The 24,983-nt window shown below is 38.8% G+C and carries 25 protein-coding genes and 1 pseudogene; 3 read left to right on the top strand and 23 right to left on the bottom strand.

Annotated elements, in window-relative coordinates:
- Positions 1–78: 78 nt before the first annotated feature.
- From ACJZU6_RS11225 to ACJZU6_RS11235, 3 genes are all read right to left on the bottom strand, one after another.
- Positions 79–1,278 carry an OFA family MFS transporter gene (locus ACJZU6_RS11225; RefSeq protein ID WP_408900280.1) on the bottom strand — a complete coding sequence of 400 codons (1,200 nt, stop codon included), beginning with the start codon at positions 1,276–1,278 and terminating at the stop codon, positions 79–81.
- 189 nt (positions 1,279–1,467) lie between these two features.
- Positions 1,468–2,199: a LytTR family DNA-binding domain-containing protein gene (locus ACJZU6_RS11230; protein WP_080156779.1), complete on the bottom strand. Its 732-nt coding sequence runs from the start codon at positions 2,197–2,199 to the stop codon at positions 1,468–1,470.
- A gap of 4 nt (positions 2,200–2,203) precedes the next feature.
- Positions 2,204–3,856: a LytS/YhcK type 5TM receptor domain-containing protein gene (locus ACJZU6_RS11235; RefSeq protein ID WP_235865854.1), complete on the bottom strand. Its 1,653-nt coding sequence runs from the start codon at positions 3,854–3,856 to the stop codon at positions 2,204–2,206.
- 301 nt (positions 3,857–4,157) lie between these two features.
- Here ACJZU6_RS11235 and ACJZU6_RS11240 point away from each other — a divergent pair, with 301 nt between their 5' ends.
- A complete protein-coding gene (locus tag ACJZU6_RS11240) occupies positions 4,158–4,733 on the top strand; it encodes a UPF0149 family protein (RefSeq protein ID WP_080156780.1) in 576 nt (191 codons plus the stop codon).
- Between the two features lie 99 nt (positions 4,734–4,832).
- Here ACJZU6_RS11240 and nadA read toward each other — a convergent pair whose 3' ends face one another.
- The 19 genes from nadA to aspS form a co-directional block, all read right to left on the bottom strand.
- Positions 4,833–5,894, bottom strand: a complete 1,062-nt coding sequence (gene nadA, locus ACJZU6_RS11245) for a quinolinate synthase NadA (protein ID WP_408900281.1) — start codon at positions 5,892–5,894, stop codon at positions 4,833–4,835.
- Between the two features lie 376 nt (positions 5,895–6,270).
- Positions 6,271–6,648: a hypothetical protein gene (locus ACJZU6_RS11250; protein WP_080156783.1), complete on the bottom strand. Its 378-nt coding sequence runs from the start codon at positions 6,646–6,648 to the stop codon at positions 6,271–6,273.
- Between the two features lie 9 nt (positions 6,649–6,657).
- Positions 6,658–6,978: a hypothetical protein gene (locus ACJZU6_RS11255; protein ID WP_408900282.1), complete on the bottom strand. Its 321-nt coding sequence runs from the start codon at positions 6,976–6,978 to the stop codon at positions 6,658–6,660.
- 17 nt (positions 6,979–6,995) lie between these two features.
- Positions 6,996–7,322, bottom strand: a complete 327-nt coding sequence (locus ACJZU6_RS11260) for a hypothetical protein (protein ID WP_144396171.1) — start codon at positions 7,320–7,322, stop codon at positions 6,996–6,998.
- Between the two features lie 240 nt (positions 7,323–7,562).
- The gene (gene ybgF, locus ACJZU6_RS11265; RefSeq protein WP_080156786.1) at positions 7,563–8,291 is read right to left on the bottom strand and encodes a tol-pal system protein YbgF; all 729 of its coding nucleotides are present in this window, start codon (positions 8,289–8,291) and stop codon (positions 7,563–7,565) included.
- Between the two features lie 21 nt (positions 8,292–8,312).
- A complete protein-coding gene (pal, locus tag ACJZU6_RS11270) occupies positions 8,313–8,882 on the bottom strand; it encodes a peptidoglycan-associated lipoprotein Pal (protein WP_080156787.1) in 570 nt (189 codons plus the stop codon).
- 65 nt (positions 8,883–8,947) lie between these two features.
- Positions 8,948–10,270 carry a Tol-Pal system beta propeller repeat protein TolB gene (gene tolB / locus ACJZU6_RS11275; RefSeq protein ID WP_408900283.1) on the bottom strand — a complete coding sequence of 441 codons (1,323 nt, stop codon included), beginning with the start codon at positions 10,268–10,270 and terminating at the stop codon, positions 8,948–8,950.
- 71 nt (positions 10,271–10,341) lie between these two features.
- The gene (tolA, locus tag ACJZU6_RS11280) at positions 10,342–11,451 is read right to left on the bottom strand and encodes a cell envelope integrity protein TolA (protein WP_408900284.1); all 1,110 of its coding nucleotides are present in this window, start codon (positions 11,449–11,451) and stop codon (positions 10,342–10,344) included.
- A gap of 3 nt (positions 11,452–11,454) precedes the next feature.
- Entirely contained in the window at positions 11,455–11,907 is a 453-nt protein-coding gene (gene tolR, locus ACJZU6_RS11285; protein WP_080156790.1) for a protein TolR, read from the bottom strand.
- A 6-nt stretch (positions 11,908–11,913) separates the two neighbouring features.
- A complete protein-coding gene (tolQ, locus tag ACJZU6_RS11290) occupies positions 11,914–12,600 on the bottom strand; it encodes a protein TolQ (protein ID WP_080156791.1) in 687 nt (228 codons plus the stop codon).
- Entirely contained in the window at positions 12,601–13,005 is a 405-nt protein-coding gene (ybgC, locus tag ACJZU6_RS11295) for a tol-pal system-associated acyl-CoA thioesterase (protein ID WP_080156792.1), read from the bottom strand.
- A 272-nt stretch (positions 13,006–13,277) separates the two neighbouring features.
- A complete protein-coding gene (locus tag ACJZU6_RS11300) occupies positions 13,278–13,580 on the bottom strand; it encodes a cyd operon YbgE family protein (protein WP_235865856.1) in 303 nt (100 codons plus the stop codon).
- On the bottom strand, positions 13,573–13,680 hold the full coding sequence (gene cydX / locus ACJZU6_RS11305; protein ID WP_080156793.1) for a cytochrome bd-I oxidase subunit CydX: 108 nt from the start codon (positions 13,678–13,680) through the stop codon (positions 13,573–13,575). The genes ACJZU6_RS11300 and cydX overlap by 8 nt, the downstream gene beginning before the upstream one ends.
- Positions 13,681–13,694: 14 nt before the next feature.
- Positions 13,695–14,831: a cytochrome d ubiquinol oxidase subunit II gene (cydB, locus tag ACJZU6_RS11310; protein WP_408900285.1), complete on the bottom strand. Its 1,137-nt coding sequence runs from the start codon at positions 14,829–14,831 to the stop codon at positions 13,695–13,697.
- An 18-nt stretch (positions 14,832–14,849) separates the two neighbouring features.
- On the bottom strand, positions 14,850–16,436 hold the full coding sequence (gene cydA, locus ACJZU6_RS11315) for a cytochrome ubiquinol oxidase subunit I (RefSeq protein WP_080156795.1): 1,587 nt from the start codon (positions 16,434–16,436) through the stop codon (positions 14,850–14,852).
- Positions 16,437–17,385: 949 nt separating this feature from the next.
- The gene (gene ruvB / locus ACJZU6_RS11320; RefSeq protein ID WP_107275376.1) at positions 17,386–18,402 is read right to left on the bottom strand and encodes a Holliday junction branch migration DNA helicase RuvB; all 1,017 of its coding nucleotides are present in this window, start codon (positions 18,400–18,402) and stop codon (positions 17,386–17,388) included.
- 27 nt (positions 18,403–18,429) lie between these two features.
- Complete coding sequence (gene ruvA / locus ACJZU6_RS11325; RefSeq protein WP_080156797.1) at positions 18,430–19,053, bottom strand: Holliday junction branch migration protein RuvA; 624 nt, start codon at positions 19,051–19,053, stop codon at positions 18,430–18,432.
- A 200-nt stretch (positions 19,054–19,253) separates the two neighbouring features.
- On the bottom strand, positions 19,254–19,775 hold the full coding sequence (ruvC, locus tag ACJZU6_RS11330) for a crossover junction endodeoxyribonuclease RuvC (RefSeq protein ID WP_327770574.1): 522 nt from the start codon (positions 19,773–19,775) through the stop codon (positions 19,254–19,256).
- A gap of 228 nt (positions 19,776–20,003) precedes the next feature.
- A complete protein-coding gene (aspS, locus tag ACJZU6_RS11335; RefSeq protein ID WP_080156799.1) occupies positions 20,004–21,785 on the bottom strand; it encodes an aspartate--tRNA ligase in 1,782 nt (593 codons plus the stop codon).
- A 325-nt stretch (positions 21,786–22,110) separates the two neighbouring features.
- On the opposite strand from aspS, the pseudogene ACJZU6_RS11340 reads away from it, so the two are divergent.
- Positions 22,111–23,004 (top strand): annotated as a pseudogene (locus tag ACJZU6_RS11340) (DUF72 domain-containing protein).
- Positions 23,005–23,024: 20 nt separating this feature from the next.
- Here ACJZU6_RS11340 and bla read toward each other — a convergent pair.
- The gene (gene bla / locus ACJZU6_RS11345; protein ID WP_408900286.1) at positions 23,025–23,888 is read right to left on the bottom strand and encodes a class A beta-lactamase; all 864 of its coding nucleotides are present in this window, start codon (positions 23,886–23,888) and stop codon (positions 23,025–23,027) included.
- A gap of 353 nt (positions 23,889–24,241) precedes the next feature.
- Between bla and cmoA the strand changes: the two genes are divergently transcribed.
- Entirely contained in the window at positions 24,242–24,970 is a 729-nt protein-coding gene (cmoA, locus tag ACJZU6_RS11350) for a carboxy-S-adenosyl-L-methionine synthase CmoA (RefSeq protein WP_080156802.1), read from the top strand.
- The last annotated feature ends 13 nt before the right edge of the window (positions 24,971–24,983 follow it).

The raw sequence follows: 24,983 nt of genomic DNA on the forward strand, positions 1-24,983 counted from the left end.
TAACAAAGTAGCAACAAGTAAAAATCCGAATTTAACACTAAATTCGGATTAGTTATTTGTATGTATTTATCTAACTTATTACGCTAAAGATGGCTGCGGTAATTTAGGTAACTTAATGGTTAGCGCGATAATGAGTGAAACAATTAATAAGACAAACATTAAATAGAACGTCGCAATAAAACCACCAAAGATAGAAGCAACAATCGAACCAATAAAACTACCGACACCAAACCCTAAGTAAATGATACCGTAATTTTTAGTCAGATTGTTTAGACCAAAGAAATCACTCACTAATGAAGGGAATACGGTGATTGTGCCGCCAAAACTAAAGGTAATGCAGGCAACCGCAATATAAAAACTCATCTGGCTTTGATGAGCAAATAGTAATGCGCACACGCCGGTTAAACACACCACTAATGAAATAGCCACAACCTTTGTACGTGCCATTTTATCAGATAGAACACCTAACACTAAGCGTCCACTTAGATTAGCAATAGCGATAATAGCAACACTGGCAGCAGCAACGTCTAATGATAAGTGTACGTAACCCTGGCCAATATCTTTGGCAACACCAATGACATACAGACCACTCATACAAACAGTCAAGAAAACTAAAGCAAGCATCCAAAACTGTGGACATTTCATAGATTGTGAAAGACTAAAATCACGCACTTCAGCAGCAGATTCTGTGGCAGATACTTGTTGTTTAGGTGCATCTTTCATCATTAAGCCACCAATGATAACCATGACCATTGCAATAATGCCCCAGTAATCAAAGGTACTTTCTAAACCATTATGCTCAAGAAAATACATATTAATAAATTTAAAACCTAAACTACCTAAACCATATGCACCAATAGCACAGGCTGAAATTAACCCTTTACGCTCAGGAAAGAATTTTACGCAATTAGACAAGGTCATTAAGTACCCGGTACCGTCAGCAAAACCAATTAACAGGCCAGCAAATATATATAACAACCAAATATTGGTAGCATGCGCTGTGAGTAATAAACTTACCCCTAGTAAAATGCCGGCACCAAGAGTGACATTACGCACCCCAAACCGTTCTTGCATTTTACCCGCCATTGATGATGCAACCGCCAAGGCTAAACTCATAATACCGAAAGAAAAAGCAACACGACTGACTGGCTCAGATAATTTACCTGCAAGCTGAGCGTTAAATAAACTCCATGTATAAACTGAACCCAAAGCAAACTGAGTAATGATGGTACCCAGCAACGTAAAATAACGGCTGCGACTGGTAAGTTGATTGGTCATGGTGACATCCTTTTTTGGTGAAATACTCAAGGCCATATTGCAGATTGCCTTGCTGCTGTTCACCAAAATACGACAATAACCATAGATAACAAGAGGGTAAAAAAACAATAAAATCAGTGGTAACGTATGAGGAATAAAATGCAATATAGCGGCATGAAATGCATTTTGCCGCTAATCATTAGTTAGCATTTACAACTGCATTAAACACCGAAAAGCTTTTAGATTACTACGACTCACAGGAATATGCGGCTCAACATGGGCTAATTTGATCATATAAGTACTATTAACCCATGGAATGATCTCTTTAACATCATTAATGTTTATGCAGTAAGATCGGTGGCAACGGAAAAAATCACTCGTTGGTAAACGTAGCATTAATTCACTTATCGTAATCGGTGCCACAAAACACCCTTCAGCAGTATAAACATGGGTCACTTTTTCATTAGCAATGGCACAGCAAATATCACTAATCGCAGTAACATGAATATGATTATTAAGCATTAAATTAATAGTATGACTACGTATATTTGTCGTAACTTGCGGGGGTTCTTGTTCTTGAGCCCGCGCCTGTAACTTAGCTAATAAGCCGATTACTCGCTGCTCGTTAAGTGGCTTCAATAAATAATCAACCGCTTCTAATTCAAAAGCATCGACTGCATATTCTTTATAAGCTGTTGTAAATACGATTTGAGGCTTATGAGAAAATTGAGCAATATTACGCGCTAACAACATGCCATCAATTGATGGAACATTAATATCTAAAAAAACAACATCAACCTTGTTAGATTGTAAAAATTTAAAGGCATCCAGTCCATCATCAAACGCAGCAACAATATTAATAGTGCTATGTTTTTCAATTAAATAAGTTAACTCTTCACGAGCAAGATATTCATCTTCCACGATCAAGGCATTTAGTTGCATGATATCAATCCTGTTCTTTTACAAAAAATTGCATACTAGTTCCTTGCTCAAGCCGACTAATATGCAGTCCATCGCTATAGAGTAATAATAACCGTTGGTGGACATTATTGAGTCCAATATGGTGTGAATCTATTTTGCTTTGGTATAATTTATCGATTATTTTTTGACTTATACCAACACCAGTATCAGTGATCGTAATCGCCACATCATCCACTCTTCTCTTTACTGAAATAACAACTTTTCCAGCCACACGAGAAGGTTGAATACCATGTAAAATAGCATTTTCAACTAATGGCTGAATCAATAAGCATGGTATGCGAGGATGGACATCATCAATATCAAATTCCACCTCTAGTTTTGAACCAAAACGTGCTTGTTCAATAGCGACATAATCTCGAACTTGTTGGATTTCTTCTTGAATATCAATCAATTCAACATCTCGTTCTAAATTGTAACGTAGAAAATCGGCTAAATTTGCAATCAGCTGCCGAGCTTCATCTGGACGAATACGAATTAACGTTGAAATCGCGTTAAGTGCATTAAATAAAAAGTGCGGATTTATTTTACTTTGCAGGGCTGAAAATTCGGCTTTTGCTGCCATTTGCTTTAGCTGTTCAATACGTGAAACCTCCATCTGGGTAGATATGATTTGTGATAAACCAATCGCCATTTCACGCAATGACATTCGAATATGATCTGGCTGACAATAAAATATTTTAAGTGTGCCACTTACCTCACCATTTTCCCAAAGTGGAATAATCAGTAATGAATGAAAATTATGTACATTGAGGTTATTACTTATTATTTGTTCACCACTTTCTACTGCTTGGCGAGTCATTTGGCTGATTTTATGGTGCGCATCTAAAAAGTGCTCTTCCCCACGACCAACATAAGCACGTACATCTTGCGTATTAGTAATTGCTACAGCGTCAGCATCCGTATAAAACCGAATAATACTGCATACTTTTTGTAGGGCATTACGGTTGTTAATACGAAAATAAGGTAAGGTTTTATTCGCAATATCAAGGGCTAGCTTTGCTTGTTGAGCGGCAATAAGATCTTGCTCTTCATCGAGATCTTGGACTAATTTAATAATTAACCCAATCGATAATGTACCAAGGATCATAGGGAAACTAATATGTGTCACAATATTGTAAGCCAGTGTTTTATTGTGTGATAGCAACACAATCAATACCATCGTCAGTATTTCACAGCACATTCCCGCCAAAATACCTAATTGGGCATAATTTTTTTTAGCACATTTACAATGAATCCAGGTTGCTAATAAACCAGCAAAAATACTCGTGATTAAGCACGCTACTGATGTAGGGCCATCAATATCAATTAAATAACGGTGAATGCCCGCAATAATACCCGCAGGAATACCTATCCATGGCCCAAAAATAATACCACCAGATAACACTGCAATAATACGTACATTAACCAGTGAACCATCAACATTTAAACCTGTATAAGTACTAAACACCGCAAATATAATAAACAATGCAGAGATCATCGCGGTTTCAACAGGCCGTCGATGGGTTTTCTTAACGATAGATTGAAACAATTGGGTACGCGTTAATAAAAATAATGTCATCAACATTAAGGCGGCGCGCTCAAATACGGCCAATAACATCATAAACTGTTCGCTATACATTGCTTCACCTTAACCATAAGTAAAATTATGAGACACTTAAACCGGTTTAATACCGCAAAGACATTACGTAATTAAGAATTATGTTATTAGTGAAAGCTTCATGTTTTAATTAAAATCAACAATAAGCAATTTAATGTCAGCAACTGCACTTTGTCCGTCTTTTTTGACACAAGATGATAAATATCTTTGACCATTACTAGGTTGTTACCAAGAGACTGTTACAATAGTGGTATAAAGTTCAGTCATGCATGTATAGTTAACGCACCTGAACACTTAATCATTATTAAGCTGAGATTGTTTTATGCCTTCACAACTAAGTACTATCCTGGAAAACTCTCAACTAGCAGATCAATTGCTATCTGAATCACAAACTCGTGGCTTTGTTACTGCCATGGCAGCAGCACCACACCTGATTGATCCTACAGAATGGTTAGCGTTTATGTGGGGTGGCGAAGAAACATCACCTTTCGATAACCATGAAGACTTAGAAAATTACGCAAAAGCAATCATTGCAATCTGGAACGAAGCTCGCGCTGCATTATTTGAAAGCACTTGGCAATGGCCTGAAGGCTGTGCATTAGACGATAGTCAGATTGTTACCGAAGTAACCAGCAACTTCTGTGAAGGTATGTTACAAGGTTGGCAATTAGCACGTGATGACTGGGAGACAATAATGCCGCCAGAAAGTGAAGATAATGCCCTACTTGGTGGCGTATTACTTTCTTTTAGCTTGTTATTTGATCCTGAAACAGCATTAGAAGCACTTAAAGAACAAAACGCAGACGCATTGGCGCAGTTTGAAGAAATCTTCAACGCGATTCCCGTTATGCTATGTGGCCTAACACAACGTGGGGCACAATTAGTTGCCGCCCAGTAATAGTTGACTGAAATAGCAATAAAAAAGGCGAATCGATTCTGTTAACTCAAATGAGTATCAGAACGGATCGCCTTTTCTTTTGTTACAGTAAGTAATTACTTACGCATTACCTTTTACTTTTAATTGTAACTCAGCTGCAAAATCTAACATTCTGTTGAGTGGAACAAGTGATTTCACTCGAATAGCTTCATCAACAAAAATTTCATGTTGCTGACCACCTTCAGCTAAAGCTGTATAAATGGCTTTCAAACCATTCATCGCCATCCACGGGCAATGTGCACAGCTACGACATGTCGCCCCAGCCCCCGCTGTTGGCGCTTCAATTAATTCTTTATTTGGCACCATTTGCTGCATCTTAAAGAAGATACCTTTATCGGTTGCCACAATTAATTTAGTTTGCGGTAATGTTGTTGCCGCTTTTATTAATTGACTCGTTGAACCAACAGCATCTGCTAGTGCAACTACACTAGCTGGTGATTCAGGGTGCACCAAAATAGCCGCGTCAGGGTGTAGATGCTTCATCTGTTTTAGCGCTTGTGCTGAAAACTCATCATGCACAATACACTCCCCTTGCCACAGTAACATTTCAGCGCCAGTTTGCTTTTGAATATAACCACCAAGATGGCGATCTGGGCCCCAAATGATTTTACAACCTTCGCTATCGAGATGATCAATAATTTCTAACGCGATACTCGATGTTACTACCCAATCAGCCCGTGCTTTCACTGCGGCAGAAGTATTTGCATAAACCACTACTGTATGATCAGGATGCTGATCACAAAACGCCGTAAATGCATCAACCGGACACCCAAGATCGAGTGAACATTCAGCCTCTAAGGTTGGCATTAATACTTTTTTTTCAGGGGTTAATATTTTTGCTGACTCGCCCATAAATCTCACCCCGCAAACAATCAAAGTTGTTGCTGAATGTTGATTACCAAAGCGCGCCATTTCAAGAGAATCACCGACAAAACCACCCGTCGCTTCAGCTAGGGCCTGAATCTCGGGATCGGTGTAATAGTGTGCAATCAATACTGCATTGCTACTCTTTAGCAGTTGCTTGATTTTTGTAATGTAAACCTGCTTTTCATTATCCGATAATAGCGCTGGTTTAGGTGGAAATGGATAGACCATTTCCGATGGATCAAATGTAATATTCATTATTCATTTGCTCGTCAGCATTCCTTACGTGTTTGATCATTATACGCATGATTTTTGAAATATCATCATTAACCAATGACACTTGTATAACAGCACATACACATAAAATACGACTTTTGCGCATTATATTTCTAAGACGTATATATAAAAGTGAAAACTTATCAATTTTATTTTGAGAATTCTCTGAGAACATCTCAGAAAAAATATTATTGATATGCATCACAGTTTTAAAGCTTACTATATTAAATAATATCTTATCGCTGTAACGCACTGATTTAACTACCTGTAGAAGAGGTGAGACATTGATGAATGTCTATAACTATCATCAAGCTAGCCCTTACGGCACATTATTATAAATTAAGCCGAAAAGCCTTTCTCACTTGAGAAAGGCTTTATTTTTAAATGTTAGACTATTTTTTGAAACACAAAAAAACGTGCTAATAATTTCTTTCGGTAAATGAGTATTACTCAACACTTTCACTATATTTACGTTTTGACCAAAAAAAACATGGGCCTCAAGTTCGGTAACAGAAATAGGCCTATCTGTATGTTCAAAAATATACTTTATGAATCGATAGTTTCCACTACCATCACGTACTGAAATTATTTTTTTACCATCACAAAAAACGGTTTTAGTCTTGTCATCAAAATATAAGTGTTGCTCTTTCTCATCAAAAGACATCAACAAATAGATATAAGAAACAACCGTCATGACACAGAAAAAGATAAGCATCACAATCATAAAGATATTCATTTATCTAACCTATTGAGCCTGTTTACAAATTTTAGAAATATTCTTCACAGTAACCCAATGACTAAATCGTTGAGGATCATTTTGACATAAGGTAGTAATTGAGCCTGTTTGTGCTGTCCAGCCATCTTGTTTCCATTGCTTAATTTTAGCTAAGATAGTGGCTTCTGAATTGGTATGGTGCAGCGATTGATCAATAATATTAAACGCATTCTCCCCTGCCATTTTAGTGACATTCTCTTGATTCATCTTTACGCCATACATAAAGATGCCTCCAGTGATCCACCCAGACAAAGCCAATAAAACTAAGAATACCGACATTAATTTATTCATAAAAATAACCTCGGTAGTTATATACGTAAACGGCAGATTGTTACGATGGCAGAATCAGAAAGAATACGTTTTAATTTGTCACGATCATTATCACAAATTGTAGTGACAGAACCCGTTTGAGCTGTCCATCCTTTTGCAAACCATTCTTGAATTTGCGCGATAATTTCTGGATCTGTTTTTTTATCTTGTAATGATTGGGAAACAATATTGTAAGCATTCTCGGTGATCTTATCGTTAATGAAACTACGATCATTATTTAGATGTGTAAACATTAAATAAGCAGCAAACAGCCAGCCAGAAATAGAGATCAATGAGTAACATAATATTTTTTTTTGACTTAACAAAATAACTCCAACTATCCATAGTAATAACATTACATAGAGCAGCAACAGCTACTCATTTCATAGATGCGCATAATACCAAAAAAAACAGTAAATTCCATGATAGTTTTCATTATTACAAGGGCATTTTTGAGCCTTCTATTATTCATCAAATAAAAGCCGATAAGCTCTTATTAACAACCAATAAAAGATAAAAAAAAACCCACAAAAAATGCAGGTTTTTAAAATATTAAAACAACAATTTTAGTGCTTTGATAAATTTGTTAACGCAGACTGTGCTTGCTTCGCGCTAGTTGAGTTGGGGTACTCTTTCTCAACTTCCGTATAGTAAGACATCGCTTTAACAGTATCATTGTTACGCTCAGCAATAACACCAAGCTTTAGCAATGCATCAGCCCGTTTACTTGAATCTTTAATACTAGCAACAACTGTAAAATTCTTTGCCGCTTGAGCTAAATCATTTTGAGAAAAATGCAACTGACCTAACCAATAGCTCGCATTCGGCTTATACACAGAATCAGGGTAAGTGGTTAAAAAAGACTCAAATGCTTGGGTTGCACCTTGATAATCTTTCTTTTTCAAAATCAAATTCACAGCATTTTGATAAGCATCATTCTCACTCATATTTTTAGAGTAGGCTTCTGTCGGTGCTTTGGCTGTCTCTTTCGCTGCTGGTGCTGTTTTTGCAGGCTGACGACTTAACTGATCAACGTCCTTATATAACTGTCGTTGACGTTCTTTCATCTGCTTAATATCGTAGCTATTACGTTCAACTTTGCCACGAATATCATCAATATCAACTGACATTTGATCTAGCTGACGTTGAACCTGCAATTGTGATTGCCCTTGTGCTTCCAACATACGCTCTAATGTTTGTAAATTAGCCGCTGAAGCAGGCGCGGCGACCACTTGGGTCGCCGCACCAACCAGCAACACTAATGCAAACTGACGCATTATTTTGTTACTGTTCATAATTATCAACCTAAATCTTAATTAGTATACGATCACTGCACGGCGGTTTTTCGCATAATCCGCATCAGTATGTCCAAACAATAGTGGTTTTTCTTCACCATAACTAACGATAGACATTTGATTTGCTGATACACCTAGCGCTTGCAGGTATTGAGCAACAGCGGTGGCACGACGTTCACCCAATGCAATATTGTATTCAGGTGTACCACGTTCATCAGCATGGCCTTGAACAACCACTTTTGTATTTGGATGGTTACGTAAGTATTCAGCATGAGCTTCTAGCATGTTTTGATATGCTGGTTGAATTTCAGCGTTATCAAATTTGAAGAATACTGTTTGCTCTTCTTGACGCAACTTTTGCATTTGTTGTTCATGCAATTGCTGTTCAGTCATCGCACCACTTTGAGAAAGTGATGTAGAAATAGAGGTTTGACCTGCGCCATTAAGACCACCGACACCACCCATTTCAACACTGCCAGTTTGGTTTTGAGATCCAGCAGAAGTACCAGCACTGTCTGTTGAACTACATGCTGCCAATGTCATCATTGGTAACGCAATGGCTAAGCCTTTTAAAATTCGGTTAAGTTGCATCTATTTTCATCCTTCATCATTCAGTAATACCCATTAATTGGATATATTATTGTTCTATAATCCTATTATAGGAATGGACCCCAAGCTGGTGCACGTACTCGTTTACTTGTTGAAGGTAAACGTGCTTGGAATCGACCGTCAATAGACACTAGAGACAATTCATAACTATTATTTTGTGCTGAGCTATAAATAATCATACTGCCATTAGGTGCAATACTTGGTGATTCTGCTAATTTTGCTTTCGTTAAAATCTGAACGGCGCCAGTTTTTAAGTCTTGCTTAGCAATGTTATAGCCACTATCAGAACGGTTAACCATCACTAAAAAACGACCATCAGGGGTAATTTGCGCCCCCATATTTTGGCTACCTTGCCATGTTACACGTTGTGTCTCGCCTGTGGCTAAATCAAGATGATAAATTTGTGGGCGTCCACCACGATCTGACGTGAAATACATTGATTTACCATCAGGCGTCCAAATTTCTTCAGTATTATTAGCACGTCCATGGGTTATTTGACGTAATTGCTTTGTTTTAAGATCTTTAATATAAATCTGTAAACTGCCTGTCTTTGATAACACCATCGCTAGCTTAGTGCCGTCTGGTGAGAATTGTGGTGAGCCATTATGACGAGGGTAGTTAGCAATAAGCTCACGCGTGCCTTTATAAATATTCAGCACGAAAATTTCAGCTTTACCATTTTCAAAGCTTACATAAGCTAACTTACTGCCATCAGGAGACCATGCTGGTGACATCAATGGTTGCTTTGATTTTAAAACGACACGCTCGTTATAACCGTCATAATCGGCAACACGTAATTGATACGGAAATTGCGCGCCTTGATTATCATCAACATAAGCAATACGTGTTAAAAATGCACCACGCTCACCAGTCAGCTTTTGATAAACCATATCAGAGATACGATGTGCATATTGACGCATACGATTTGGTTTTACGACAGCACGGTTATTTAACAGTAAGTAATCACTCGCGGTACCTTGAGCATCACTATTCAACTTACCTTTAACAATATCAACCAATTGGTAGCTAATGACATAATTACCTTCGGCATTTTGAGTAATACTCCCCGTCACGACAGCATCAACACCTAATTTAGTCCAAGCACTATAATTAATTTGGCTTTCATTATAAGGACGTTGAGGTAATTTACTATTTGCTATTGGACTAAATTTACCACTACGTTGTAGATCAGAAGCTATAATAGCTGAGATATCAGTCGGTAATTTATTTGTGCCTTGCCATTCAAAAGGCACAATACCAATTGGGCGAGCGGAATCAACACCATCAGTGATGACTAAATCTAGTGCTGCATGTGCAAATTGGCTAACGCTTAATAAGGCAAAAAACATACCTATCATCCAACGTTTCATCAATCGCTCCTTATAGTTACGAAAGCCGCAACTATTGTTGCGGCAAAAATAAAGTCTGTATTTAACAATGACTACGGACTAACCGTTAAGTTAATAACCCGTAATTGTTTAACCACATCAGGGTTATCTGGCATCGGAAATTCACTTACTTGTAATACTGCAGATTTAGCAGCACGGCAAAGCGTATTATTTCCCGCTAACTGTGAAACATCTAACACTAAACCATTCGCTGACAAACGTAAGGTTAATTTACATTCTTGACCTTTAAAGCTTTGATCAACCAATAGATTTTGTTGAATCATTTGCTTATAAATAGTGCCATAACGTGCCACTTCATCAGCAATATGCTTACCTCGCGCACCACCTCGTTGTTCATTTTCAGCTTCTAGTCCTGAAAACATATCATTGAGTGCTGCGTCTTGTTTAGCTTGTGCTTTGGCTTTAGCGTCTGCTTTGGCTTTTGCATCTGCCTTCACTTTAGCGTCTGCCTTCGCTTTAGCGTCTGCCTTCGCTTTAGCGTCTGCCTTCGCTTTAGCGTCTGCCTTCGCTTTAGCGTCTGCCTTCGCTTTAGCGTCTGCCTTCGCTTTAGCGTCTGCCTTCGCTTTAGCATCTGCCTTCGCTTTAGCGTCTGCCTTCGCTTTAGCATCTGCCTTCGCTTTAGCGTCTGCCTTCGCTTTAGCATCTGCCTTAGCTTTAGCGTCTTCCTTCGCTTTAACTTCTGCTTTCGCTTTAGCGTCTGCCTTCGCTTTAACTTCTGCTTTCGCCTTAGCGTCTGCCTTCGCTTTAACTTCTGCTTTCGCCTTAGCTTCTTCAGCTTGTTGCTGCTGCAATTGACGTTGTTTTTCCGCTTCACGGGTTGCCTTTTCAGCCGTTAACTTATCCTCTTTTAATTGACGGATACGTTCGGCATCGGCTTTACGTTGTGCTTCAAGTGCTTCAGTTTGTTGCTTTAAACGGGCTTGACGAGCTTGTTCTGCATCTTTTGCTGCTTGGCGCTGTTGACGAATTTGCTGAGCTTGTTGATTCAAGATAGCAGGATCAATCATCGTCGCTTGAATAGTATTACCGACCGATGGTTTTTTATCGAAGGTAAAATCAGCACCCCATAATAACAGCACAATAAACAGTGCATGTACGAAGACAGATATAATGACTGATGTCGAATAATTACTCTTTTTCATGCCTTAATTTCCAGGCTTATCTAATGGATCAGTCATTAAACCTACCGATCCAACTCCAGCATGGCTTAGCGCATCCAAGGTTTCGACTATATTTGAATAAGGTGTGCGTCCATCACCCCCAACCATTACTAACGTTTTAGGATTGCTAGCAAGCTCTGCTTTTACTCGAGCAATTAATTCATCGAGGCTCAAGCCATGCGCCATATCATCATTATTGATGCTCACCCCTAAATTGCCATCTTTATCAACTTCAACAATGATAGGAGGTGTATCGTTATCTTGGTTTAACTGTGCGATTGTTTCAGAAGTCTGTGTTTTAGGTAAATCAACATCAACTCCTTGGCTTACAAACGGTGCTGTAACCATGAAGATAATTAATAAAACCAACATAACGTCAATATAAGGGACGACATTGATTTCTGCCGTCATTTTGCGTTTCTTCGGTTGATAAGCCATTGCTTATTACTCCTGATTCGCTGCAAATGCCTGACGGTGTAAAATACTTGAAAACTCTTCCATAAAAGTGGCATAAGTATGTTCAAGTTTAGTCACTTTGTTAGTAAGGCGGTTATAAAACATAACTGCTGGAATTGCAGCAAATAGACCCATCGCTGTCGCAACCAAAGCTTCAGCAATACCTGGAGCTACCATAGCTAATGTTGCTTGCTTTACGGCACCCAGAGCAATAAATGCCGTCATAATGCCCCATACGGTACCAAAAAGACCAATATAAGGACTGATTGAACCAACAGTAGCAAGGAATGGTAAATTGGTTTCTAACTCATCAACTTCTTTTGATAGTGAAACACGCATAGCACGTCCAGTACCTTCCATTACCGCTTCAGGCACACGGCCATTACTGCGATGTAAGCGCGCAAATTCTTTAAAACCTGAATAGAAAATTCGCTCAGATCCAGAAAGATCATCTTTACGTTGTTGTACTTCTTGATAAAGCTGCGAAAGATCGATACCAGACCAAAATCGGTCTTCAAATTGAGTTGCATTACGTTCAGCACTTTTTAAAACTTGTGAACGCTTAATGATCATTGCCCAAGAAGCAATCGACATTCCAAGTAAAATAAGCATAACCAGTTTTACCAACAAACTTGCTTGTAAAAAAAGGTCTAAAATGGTTAGTTCTGAGTTCACTTAATTGTTCTCCAGCTTTAATTGTGCAGGTAACGCTATTGGTTTCATGATGGTTGGATCAATACAAGCAATTTTTACAACGGCACGGCAAAATACTACATTATTATCATTAACCAGCTCTTGATTAAACGTTATTGATGCACGACGTGCGTTTTCAATCGTGGTATTAACAACCAGTTGATCATCTAATTTAGCACCACGAATAAAATCGATATTCATGCTACGTACAACAAAACTCATTTTATCTGCAAATAATTGCTGCTGATTTAAGCCTATGTAACGTAATAACTCAGTTCGAGCTCGTTCAAAAAATTTCAAGTAATTAGCGTGATAGACCACCCCGCCAACATCTGTATCTTCATAATAAATGGTAATCGGCCATTTAAAAATATCTTGTTCTTTCATTTAGTATCCATAACCGTCATGCCTACACGGTACTAACAATCGCGCTTGACACTACTATACCCTAAGTCATCCGTTGATAGTTATCATGGAGCGAATAGATAACCGCATTTAACTGAAAAATGAAATTTGTCAGTAGGTTCTGACAATCAAATCACAATTCTGTTCAGTTATCATGCATTAAAACCGAATTGTTAAAAATGGTTACAATTTACTCCTATAAAAAAAGCCTGTTCCATTACGGTAACAGGCTTTTTAGCTCTACAGATTAAGTGTTATAAAAAACGTAATCCGAGAATATAAAGCAATATAGGCAGTGCGATATACGGTGTAAAGAACACCTGAAAATACCATCGATGAGGAACAAAACCCATGCCAAATACCATTGCGCTACAGGTTGCCCAAATCATCAACGGTGCTAAACCTGCACTGAATCCACCAATATCTTTGGCAAATTGATGCGGTTCCCACATTAATAGCCCAGTAATAGTCAACGCCATTACTACTGCTAATAATTTAAGAGGTAACACGCTCAAAGGTGCATGAATTAGCTTAACCGCACGATCTATCTTACTCACTGTCTTTATCCATATTTTCAGTCGTTTCAAGCCATAATGCGTTGACAATACCGAATGAACAAGCCAGTAAAATACCTAAAATCCAAGCAAAATACCACATAGTTCGTCTACTCCTTAGTACAGTGAAGTCTTGTTGTCTTCGATATATTTAGTATCAAGACGACCAAACATTTTGTAGTAACACCATGAGGTGTAAGCCAAGATTACAGGTACCATAACAAATGCTACTACTGTCATAATCTGTAATGTGTATTCAGATGATGTTGCATCCCAAATAGTCAAACTTACATTTGGATTTAAGCTTGATGGCATAATGAATGGGAATGTTGCAAAACCAAACGTTAACACCACACCTAAAACCGTTAAGCTTGAGAACAAGAAAGCAAAGCCTGCACGTTCAGCGCGAGAACATAACGCTGTTAGTAAAGGCATAACGACAGCAATGATTGGAGCAATCCACAATACTGGGTAGTTATGGTAGTTAATGAATAACGCACCCACTTGACGAACAACGTCTTTCGTTAATGGATCTGATGCTACATTTGGTAATACTTGAGATGTAATCACATAACCATTAATGCCTTGAGAGACAAAACCAGCAATGATAAACACAACAGCCATTAATATTGCAGAGATTGCTGCAACATTACGCGCACGCGCATGGATAGCATTCGTTGTTTTCATTTGTAGGAAAGTTGCACCTTGAGTAATAACCATCAATAGGCTAACAACACCACAAAGTAAGGCAAACGGATTCAATAAACCAAAGAATGACCCAGTATACGTCGTCATCATAAATTCGTTTATTTCAAACGGTACACCTTGCATTAAGTTACCAAAAGCCACACCAAAAATAACTGGCGGTACAAAGCTACCAACAAAGATTGCTTTATCCCATAAGCCACGCCATTTTGGATCAGTCAGCTTAGAACGGTAATCAAAACCTAACGGACGTAACCAAAGAGAGGCTAATGTTAAAATCATTGCAACGTAAAAACCAGAGAATACCGTTGCGTAAACTAATGGCCATGCTGCAAATAACGCACCACCCGCGGTGATCAACCAAACTTGGTTACCATCCCAGTGCGGTGCAATTGAGTTAATCATTACACGACGTTCGTTATCTGTCTTACCAATAATTGGTGACAGCATACCGACGCCCATATCAAAACCATCTGTGATTGCAAAACCGATGCACAATACACCAATTAGTACCCACCAAATGATTCGCAAGCTTTCATAATCAAACATTATTCTGTTTCTCCCTGCTTACACTTCAACCTGACGTGAAACCACATCTTGTGCTGTATCTTTTTGCTCAAAATGATAACGACCTGTTTTCAAGCTACTTGGACCTAAACGTGCAAACTTAAGCATCAAGTACACTTCAGCAATCAAGAACAGAGTATATAGTCCGAAAATTGCAGCTAGCGAGAACCATAATTGTGATGGTTCAAGATTTGATGCGGCCATATGTACTGGTAGAATTTCACCAACAGCCCATGGTTGACGACCATACTCGGCAACAAACCAACCCGCTTCAATTGCAATCCAAGGTAATGGAATACCAAACAATGCAGCTTTAAGTACCCACTTGTTACCTGTGATTTTATGACGGCAAGACTGTACAAATGCAGCACCAATAATGGCAAACATTAGGAAGCCTGCACCCACCATGATACGGAAGCTAAAGAATAGCGGCCATACACGTGGAATTGAGTCATCAACAGCTTTTTGAATTTGCTCTGGTGTCGCATCAACAACTTTATCAGTGTACGGCTTCAATAATAAGCCATAACCTAAGTCACCTTTTACTTCATTGAAAGCTGCAACATTTGCTGGTGTTCTTTCACCTGAACGTAATTTCTCAAGTAAACCATATGCCACCATACCGTTACGAATACGTACCGCATGTTGCTTCTTAAGATCACGAATACCCATTACTTGAGTATCAAGTGAACGCGTTGCAATAATACCCATTAGATATGGAATCTTAATTGCGTAATCTGTTTCCATTGTTTCTTGATTCGGGAAACCAAACGCGGTGAAGGCTGCCGGTGCGGGTTCAGTGTGCCATTCAGCTTCAATTGCTGCTAATTTTGTTTTCTGAACATCACCTAGTTCATAACCTGATTCATCACCCAAAATCATTACAGAAACGATTGATGCAAGACCAAAAGCAGCAGCAATTGCAAATGAACGACGAGCAAAGGCAATATCACGCCCTTTAAGCATGTAGTATGAACTTACGCCAAGAATAAACATCGCACCACAAACATAGCCAGAAGCTACGGTATGAACGAATTTAACTTGAGCAACAGGGTTAAAGATAACTTCTGCAAAGCTCACCATTTCCATACGCATGGTTTCATAGTTGAAATCCGCGCCTACAGGGTTTTGCATCCAACCATTAGCGATTAGGATCCACAATGCAGAGAAGTTAGATGCTAATGCAACTAACCATGTCACTGTAAGGTGTTGACGTTTTGATAGACGATCCCAGCCAAAAAAGAACATACCGACTAGAGTGGATTCAAGGAAAAACGCCATCAGGGCTTCGATAGCCAAAGGCGCACCGAAAATATCACCAACATAATGAGAGTAATAAGCCCAGTTTGTACCAAACTGGAATTCCATGGATAGGCCTGTAGCCACACCCAATGCAAAGTTAATCGCGAAAAGCTTACCCCAGAACTTTGTCATGTCCTTATAGATTTGCTTGCCTGTCATAACATAAACTGACTCCATAATGGCAAGTAAAAAAGCCATACCTAGAGTCAGGGGAACGAACAAAAAGTGATACATCGCAGTAAATGCGAACTGTAACCGCGATAGTTCGACGACATCAGTGAACATTGATAACTCCTTTTTTCACCAGCTGACTGGCGCAGTACTACACAGTGTACCGATTATTGGGCTTAGCCAATCGTAGATAACAAACCGCAATATTGGTGATATTTCTGATCGCATTTATCGTATTGATAATAACGGCCATCTTATTTGTTGCAGCTTTGTATCAAAAATATTGTTTTACTGTTATTATTCTACAGCTAATAAAGTCAAGGCTAATATTACAGATATCAGCAATAATCTTCAAAGTATTTATTAATAGTTTTGCTTTGATATTTATCAAATAAAATATCACCGCAAGATATCGACAGCACCAAGTATGATCTACATCAATAAATAATGCATTTTTTTGGCGCTATGCCACAAATTACAATGTTTATATTTTTAATATCTGTCTTTAATACTGTCATATCACAATATAATCTATTCCTATTCCTTCATAACCACCCACTGCTTTACTGTAATTTGATTGTTCAACAAATCTAAGAAAAGTATTATGAAACAAAGTTTTGCAGAATTCCACTGACGCATAAATACATTCGTAGAAAACATTACAAAAATAAGGTAATTATAATAATTCCATAATAAAAACTTACAATTTATAAATAAAAAACCATATAGAACAAAATGTTACTTGTCCCATTGATAGCCGTTATTCATCATTATTTTCTTAGTCGATCATTTTGGATTAAATAGATTTTGATTATGAGTAAATATTTTTCAGGTGTTGTTGTTTTTTAATACCAATATATAGCTTTTTAAAATAAAAATGCCCTACTCATTTTCTATTTAAAGTAATAACACCGTTATTAAATAGTAATCAATGTTATTTTTAATAACATTCTTGTTGAACGTTTTTTATTACTTGTTGATTAGAAATATCATCCATAAAATCGAGATATAAAAAAACGAGACATTAATAGTCTCGTTTTTTATACATTCATTATCTTTCTTCTTATTTTGTCTTGGGTATATCAAGCCCAAAATGTAAATAAGCACGCTGAGTTGCAATACGTCCACGAGGAGTGCGCTGTAAAAAACCTTGCTGGATTAAATAAGGTTCAAGCACATCTTCAATAGTGTCTTTTTCTTCACCAATTGCAGCGGCTAAGTTATCAAGTCCAACGGGTCCCCCCATAAATTTCTCAATAATTGCCATCAATAATTTGCGATCCATATAGTCAAAGCCACTACTATCAACATCAAGCATATCAAGGGCTTTATTGGCTATATCAGGGCAAATATGACCATCACTTTTGACTTCTGCGTAATCACGCACACGACGTAATAAACGGTTAGCAATACGCGGAGTACCACGAGCACGCATTGCCATTTCCATCGCGCCGCCATCATCAAGTGATAAACCAAGGTAACTCGCACTTCGTGAGACGATATCTTTTAGATCTTCAACTTTGTAATATTCTAATCGCTGAGTTATACCGAAACGATCCCGTAATGGTGATGTTAGCGATCCCGCCCGCGTTGTTGCACCGATTAAAGTAAAAGGTGGTAAATCAATTTTAATCGACCGCGCTGCAGGGCCTTCGCCAATCATGATATCTAATTGGTAATCTTCCATTGCTGGATAAAGTATTTCTTCAACCTGTGGGCTTAAACGATGGATTTCATCAATAAATAGCACATCATTTTCTTCAAGGTTGGTTAATAGCGCGGCTAAATCACCGGCTTTTTCAAGCACAGGTCCAGATGTGGTACGAATACTCACTCCCATCTCATTAGCAACAATATTCGCTAAGGTCGTTTTACCTAAACCTGGAGGACCAAAAATCAATAAGTGGTCAAGCGCTTCATTTCGCAATCTTGCGGCTTGAATAAAGATTTCCATTTGATCACGGACATGATCCTGACCTTGATAATCATTCAGTAACTTAGGACGAATAGCACGATCAATAATGTCGTCTTCGCGCGGTGTCTCGAAATTACTCGAAACCAGTCTATCGGCTTCAATCATAATAAATACCTATTACAGAATGTGTGATCACACCATTGAACGTAATGCATCACGAATCATCGCTTCACTGGTCATTTCAGGTTGTGCAACTTGAGCCACAACTTTCGCTGCAACTTGTGGTTTATATCCTAAAGCAATCAATGCACTAACAGCTTCATCTTCAGCGCGAGCTTGATTTGATGGGTTCTGAATTGCAGCATTGGATGCGGCAGTATCAAGAGCTGGCGTAAAGAGATCCCCTTCGCCCCATCCTTTGAGACGATCTTTCATCTCAACCACTAATCGTTCAGCAGTTTTCTTACCCACACCTGGAATTTTAACCAATGTCGATACATCTTCTAATTCAACACTGCGCACAAATTGGCTGGCGGTCATGGCTGATAAAATCGCTAAGCCTAATTTAGGGCCAACACCATTGGCTTTAATAACCTCGCGGAATAATTCGCGCTCACTTTTTTTATTAAAGCCATACAATAATTGGGCATCTTCACGCACGACAAAGTGAGTAAAAATAATCGCTTCTTGGCCTAACTCAGGTAACTCATAGAAACAGCTCATTGGCATGGAAACTTCATAACCAATACCGCTCACTTCAAGTAATACTTCTGGGGGCTGTTTTTCAATCACAATTCCGCGTAGTCGGCCAATCACAACATCATCTCTATAATAGGAAGTAAACTGGCACTAGAATAATAAACTACTGGATCAATATCCAGCCCTTTATGCATGTCATCATCAAACAACACGCCATCTTATTACTATAAAAATAACCAACCCAATAAAAAAGCAGCCACAGCTGCTTTTTATGACCACAATTACCTAACCACAATATTCATTGCAATGTGAATAAATTAACGGTATCGACCACGGCGAGCGCTGGTTGCTTTACCGGCCATCGCGATTAGCGTTTTATGAGTATGCGCATGACATATAGCAATAGCTAAAGCATCGGCGGCATCGGCTTGCGGTGTCCCATCAAGTTTAAGTACCGAACACACCATGTGTTGTACCTGAACTTTATCTGCGCCACCATTACCTACGACAGCTTGTTTTATTAATCGCGCAGCATATTCACTTACAGGAAGATCAGCATTCACCGCCGCCACAATCGCACTGCCACGGGCTTGTCCAAGCTTAATGGCAGAGCTGGCATTCTTACCCATAAACACTTGTTCAATCGCAAAACAGTCGGGTTGAAATTGAGTAATAACCTCAGAAACCCCTGCGTAAATCTGTTTTAATCGGCCAGGAATATCAGGGCATGATGTACGAATACAGCCGCTACCTAAATATTCTAGCTTACGACCAACTTGTCGAATAACCCCGTATCCCGTAATACGCGAACCCGGGTCAATACCTAAAATGATAGACATGAATCCAATATTACCATTTGCTTAATACACCAATAGTTTATTGCAGTTAGTTATCTCAGCAGCTGATATATAAACAATGACTCAGCACTCATATAAATAACTCTGTATAAACATTGGTATAAACATAAAAATAAGCCGACCACTTATTGCTAAGGGTCGGCCTGTTATTAACTATCGTTAATGAGATTAATAATAGTTAAGTAAATCAAATTAAGTAATTTAACTTACTTATTCTTGATCAATTTTCTTTTTTGCAATATTAACCGCAATTGAAAGTTCTTCCAATGACGCTGGATTTGCTAGGCTTGGCGCGTCTGTTAATAGACATGCCGCAGCCGTTGTTTTAGGGAATGCAATAACATCACGAATGTTATCAGTACCACAAAGTAGCATTACCAAACGGTCAAGACCAAATGCAAGACCTGCGTGTGGTGGTGTACCAAACTGTAGTGCATCAAGTAAGAAACCAAACTTCAAACGTTGCTCTTCAGTTGAGATACCTAGAATATCAAACACTGTCGATTGCATTGCTGAGTTGTGAATACGAACTGAACCGCCACCAACTTCGTAACCATTAATAACCATATCGTATGCATTAGATAATGCATCAGCAGGGTTAGCCGCTAATTCTTCTGGTGTTAGGTTTAATGGAGAAGTAAATGGGTGGTGCATTGCAGACAATGAACCATCTTCATTTTCTTCAAACATTGGGAAATCAACAACCCAAAGTGGTTTCCATGCAGACTTATCAGTTAGCGCTAGATCTTCACCCAGTTTAAGACGAAGTGCACCCATCGCTTCTGTAACAACACGCTTGCTATCAGCACCAAATAGAATAATATCGCCAGATTCTGCTTGAGTACGCTCAAGTAAGTTCTCAACAATTTCTGCGTTTAGGAACTTAGCTACTGGAGATTGAACACCCTCAATACCTGCAGCACGATCGTTAACCTTCATCCATGCTAAGCCCTTAGCACCGTAAATACCTACAAACTTAGTGTATTCATCAATTTGCTTACGGCTTAGAGATGCGCCACCCGGAACACGGATAACAGCAACGCGACCTTTAGGATCATTTGCTGGTGCTGAGAATACTTGGAACTCAACATCTTTAACAATATCCGCAACATCGACTAACTCTAGAGGGTTACGTAGATCTGGCTTATCAGAGCCAAAACGACGAGCGGCTTCTTCAAATGACATAACAGGGAATGCGCCAAGATCTACATTTAGTAGCTCTTTCCACATTTCTGTGATCATTTTTTCAGTTGTCGCACGTACTTGATCCGCTGACATGAACGATGTTTCGATATCGATTTGAGTAAATTCAGGCTGACGATCAGCACGTAAATCTTCATCACGGAAACATTTAACGATTTGGTAGTAACGATCAAAACCAGACATCATCAACAATTGCTTAAATAGCTGTGGTGATTGTGGTAATGCGTAGAATTTACCTTTATGTACACGACTTGGTACTAAGTAATCACGCGCACCTTCTGGTGTTGCTTTAGTTAGTACTGGAGTTTCAATATCTAAGAAAGCATTATCATCAAGGAAACGACGAACAAAGCTTGATGCTTTAGCTCGTAGCTTGATGCGGTCGCTCATTTCTGGACGACGAAGATCTAAATAACGGTATTTTAGACGTTGTTCTTCTGAGTTCTTTTGGTTGAAGTCAAGAGGTAACGCTTCTGAACGGTTGATGATCTCAAGGCCAGTTGCATAAATTTCAACTTCACCTGTAGCCATGTCTTTATTACATTGGCTTTCAGGACGCTCACGCACTTCACCCGTTAGACGAATACAAAACTCGTTACGTAATTGGTTTGCTAGTCCGAAGATCTCTGTCATATCAGGATCAATAACAACCTGAACCACACCTTCGCGATCGCGCATATCAATAAAGATAAGACCGCCCAAATCACGGCGACGGTTAACCCAACCGCATAAATCTACTGTTTGTCCTGCAAGGGACTTATTTAGGTGTCCACAATAATGGGTGCGCATAAGAAATTCCCAATCTATCTGTATTAGCATGTTCGTACTCGAGTCACAGCTCACTGCTAGCCCAAGTACAACTGGTTCAATCCCGACCGCTTGCTGTCTAATTTACGCATAAAATTGGATAGCAAGCAGGCCAAGAGGCAAAAATAACAAGCTATTATACCCAAACAGCCTCAGTTTGCGAAGTGAACAGCACGTTTATTCGCATGATCTACCGCCAATCAAAAATGGAATCGTAATTAATTCTTTTTCAGTCATGGTTATTTAGGCTTTTTAGGATGAGTTACGCTAAAATCCTAAAGTCTTATATCAATGGCGTGGACTTCAGATGACATTAACCGCAGCTAAAGTACAACCACTTCGAATAGGCCTAGCACAATGGTCGCATAATCACTGGATTCATAGTTTATATGGTAAAGGCTGCAAAAGTGGTGAGCGCTTAGCTCGTTATGCTGATGTATTTTCAACAGTAGAAGGCAATACCACATTTTATGCTATACCGAGTATGGCAACAGTACAAAAATGGCATGATGCAACGCCGCATGATTTTCGATTTACGTTTAAACTACCGCAAACCATTACTCATCAACAACAATTACGCCATTGTGATCAAGCCGTCGCTGATTTTTTAAAAACGATGTATGTCTTAGCACCTAAAACGGCTATTTGGAAAATTCAACTTCCAGCTCAATTTGGACCTGATTCCCTGCCTATTTTAGCACAATTTTTAGCCAAATTCCCAAGCCACCTAACAACAGGGGTTGAAGTTCGACACCCAGATTTTTTTGCCAAAGGCTCAGCCGAACAAGCGTTGAACCGCTTGTTAATTGAACACCGTAGCAATCGTATTATTATGGATAGTCGGCCGCTTTTTTCTGCAACACCCACCTCTGAGGTAATTATAGATGCGCAACGAAAAAAGCCCCATGTACCGGTTCATGCTATCGCCACTGCAAACAACCCTGTTATCCGTTTTATTGGTCATCCCAATGATAGCAACAATGACCCTTTCTTTAAAAATTGACTCCAACGACTACCGTTATGGATAGCCGAAGGAAAACAACCGTATTTATTTATCCATTCACCCGATAATAATGCGGCACCAGAATCAGCACTACGCTTATATCAACGCTTACAAAACCAATTATGCTCGACGGTCTGCTTACCCGATTTAGGTATACCAATCCATCAACAGTCACAGCAACAAATTACACTGCTATAGCTATTAGCTAACTGTGATGATTATTTTTGAGCAACGATATGATATTGATGAAAAATCTTTTCACTGATAGCTACCATTACTTTGTTAAGCTCAGGCAGTGTTTTAAGTTTTGAATTGGCAATAAAAATACCAATAAACACAGGTTGATGATCTTTATTCCATACCATTGCGGTTAACGTGCGAGATCCATTGACACCACCGCCACTACGATCTGCAATATTCCATCCTTGGGGAAGCACAGCACGCGCTAACCCATCAGAGACCATATTATTTGTCATCCATAATTGTAATTGCGCTTTATTTTCAGCATTAAGCACATTGCCAATTAATAATTTTTTGACGGTATTCATCATTGCGATAGGCGTTGTCGTATCATTTTCAGCCCCTTTCTCAACATAATTTAGCTTCGGCTCAAAGTGATCAAGTCGCGTATTATTATCACCAATCGTACGTAAAAAAGTCGTTAAACCTTGAGGGCCACCAATCAGCTCTAACGCTAAATTCGCCGCATAATTATCACTCATTAACATTGCAGCACCACACACACTTTGCAGTGACATTTGGCCACCAACAAAATTTTGCGTAATCGGATTCCAATTAATTAATCCCGCTTTTGTAACATCAATCTTCTGAGTCAAACTTAATGTATTTTGTTGCACGTCATATAACACATTCGCGCAAGCTAATGTTTTAAATACACTCATCATTGGGAAACGCTCAGAACCATTAAAATTCCATTGCGTGTTATTCTGAGTATCTATCACAGCAACACCAATTTGCCCCTGAATCTGCTGTTCAGTATCACGTAAATACTGTTCCAAATTAGCTGCTGATGACGCATATGAAAATAAGGCTAATAAGCTAAACACCCAATATCGTTTCATTTTAGATCCATTAAAGTAATAAAGACCGCTGAATTCTAAAGAATAAATTTATCAATAACAATCGGTCATTCACGAACCATTAACATTGTTTTTTATAAAGACCTACAATCAATTGATCGCAATTTATAAAAGAATACCTCTCCAGATTCGCACTTAAAATTACATCCATCAAATAAATCATTAACACCACTAACCGCCACTCATTCAACAATTGTTAAAGACAAATGATGCTATTTTATCTACAATACGCGACCTTTCAAAGGTGATGGATCACCTGATAGAGCGCTTTAAACCAGCCACTATCGTAGTCCCTGTAGGATACCTGTTCTTTATATATGATGAGGTTCGTGAGAATGGCAAGCCACGATAATATTTTTTCTACGCCAATTGCAAAACTGGGTGACTTTACGTTTGATGAACGTGTCGCTGAAGTTTTCCCAGACATGATTCAACGTTCAGTACCCGGCTATAGTAATATCATTTCTGCTATTGGCATGCTTGCTGAACGTTTTGCTAAGCCGCATTCGAAAGTATACGATCTTGGTTGTTCACTTGGTGCTGCCACTTTATCGATGCGTCGTCATATTGATCAGGAAGGCTGTGAAATTATCGCGATTGATAATTCAGCTGCAATGGTTGAGCGTTGCCGTTTATTAGTGAATGCCTACCGTTCTGAAACCCCCGTACAAGTTATTGAAGCAGATATTCGTCACGTTGATATTCAAGATGCTTCCGTTGTCGTGCTTAACTTTACTCTCCAATTTCTATCTCCCGAAGATCGTCTCGCATTATTAGAGAAAATCTATGCTGGTCTACGCCCTGGCGGTATATTGATCTTATCGGAAAAATATATATTTGATGATGAACGCGCCAATGAGTTGCTGATCGATCTTCATCACGACTTTAAACGAGCCAATGGTTATAGCGAATTAGAAATTAGCCAAAAACGTAGTGCTATTGAAAATGTAATGCGTCCAGATAGTATTGAAACGCACAAACAACGTTTTAATAATATCGGTTTTTCTAGCTCTGAAGTATGGTTCCAATGCTTCAATTTTGGCTCAATGTTTGCGATTAAATAAGGTTTATAGTTCC

This window comes from Photobacterium piscicola (assembly GCF_046058925.1).
GTDB classification, from domain to species: domain Bacteria; phylum Pseudomonadota; class Gammaproteobacteria; order Enterobacterales; family Vibrionaceae; genus Photobacterium; species Photobacterium piscicola.

Bases quoted from the DNA above. Each gene is read 5' to 3' on its own strand.
- ACJZU6_RS11240 (WP_080156780.1), top strand. From the start codon at position 4,158: ATGCCTTCACAACTAAGTACTATCCTGGAAAACTCTCAACTAGCAGAT.
- ACJZU6_RS11250 (WP_080156783.1), bottom strand. From the start codon at position 6,648: ATGAATATCTTTATGATTGTGATGCTTATCTTTTTCTGTGTCATGACG.
- cmoA (WP_080156802.1), top strand. From the start codon at position 24,242: ATGGCAAGCCACGATAATATTTTTTCTACGCCAATTGCAAAACTGGGT.
- ACJZU6_RS11235 (WP_235865854.1), bottom strand. From the start codon at position 3,856: ATGTATAGCGAACAGTTTATGATGTTATTGGCCGTATTTGAGCGCGCC.
- tolA (WP_408900284.1), bottom strand. From the start codon at position 11,451: ATGAAAAAGAGTAATTATTCGACATCAGTCATTATATCTGTCTTCGTA.
- tolB (WP_408900283.1), bottom strand. From the start codon at position 10,270: ATGAAACGTTGGATGATAGGTATGTTTTTTGCCTTATTAAGCGTTAGC.
- nadA (WP_408900281.1), bottom strand. From the start codon at position 5,894: ATGAATATTACATTTGATCCATCGGAAATGGTCTATCCATTTCCACCT.
- ACJZU6_RS11230 (WP_080156779.1), bottom strand. From the start codon at position 2,199: ATGCAACTAAATGCCTTGATCGTGGAAGATGAATATCTTGCTCGTGAA.
- ACJZU6_RS11255 (WP_408900282.1), bottom strand. From the start codon at position 6,978: ATGAATAAATTAATGTCGGTATTCTTAGTTTTATTGGCTTTGTCTGGG.
- ybgF (WP_080156786.1), bottom strand. From the start codon at position 8,291: ATGAACAGTAACAAAATAATGCGTCAGTTTGCATTAGTGTTGCTGGTT.
- bla (WP_408900286.1), bottom strand. From the start codon at position 23,888: ATGAAACGATATTGGGTGTTTAGCTTATTAGCCTTATTTTCATATGCG.
- ybgC (WP_080156792.1), bottom strand. From the start codon at position 13,005: ATGAAAGAACAAGATATTTTTAAATGGCCGATTACCATTTATTATGAA.
- cydX (WP_080156793.1), bottom strand. From the start codon at position 13,680: ATGTGGTATTTTGCTTGGATTTTAGGTATTTTACTGGCTTGTTCATTC.
- cydA (WP_080156795.1), bottom strand. From the start codon at position 16,436: ATGTTCACTGATGTCGTCGAACTATCGCGGTTACAGTTCGCATTTACT.
- aspS (WP_080156799.1), bottom strand. From the start codon at position 21,785: ATGCGCACCCATTATTGTGGACACCTAAATAAGTCCCTTGCAGGACAA.
- tolR (WP_080156790.1), bottom strand. From the start codon at position 11,907: ATGGCTTATCAACCGAAGAAACGCAAAATGACGGCAGAAATCAATGTC.
- cydB (WP_408900285.1), bottom strand. From the start codon at position 14,831: ATGTTTGATTATGAAAGCTTGCGAATCATTTGGTGGGTACTAATTGGT.
- ruvC (WP_327770574.1), bottom strand. From the start codon at position 19,775: ATGTCTATCATTTTAGGTATTGACCCGGGTTCGCGTATTACGGGATAC.
- ruvB (WP_107275376.1), bottom strand. From the start codon at position 18,402: ATGATTGAAGCCGATAGACTGGTTTCGAGTAATTTCGAGACACCGCGC.
- pal (WP_080156787.1), bottom strand. From the start codon at position 8,882: ATGCAACTTAACCGAATTTTAAAAGGCTTAGCCATTGCGTTACCAATG.
- ACJZU6_RS11225 (WP_408900280.1), bottom strand. From the start codon at position 1,278: ATGACCAATCAACTTACCAGTCGCAGCCGTTATTTTACGTTGCTGGGT.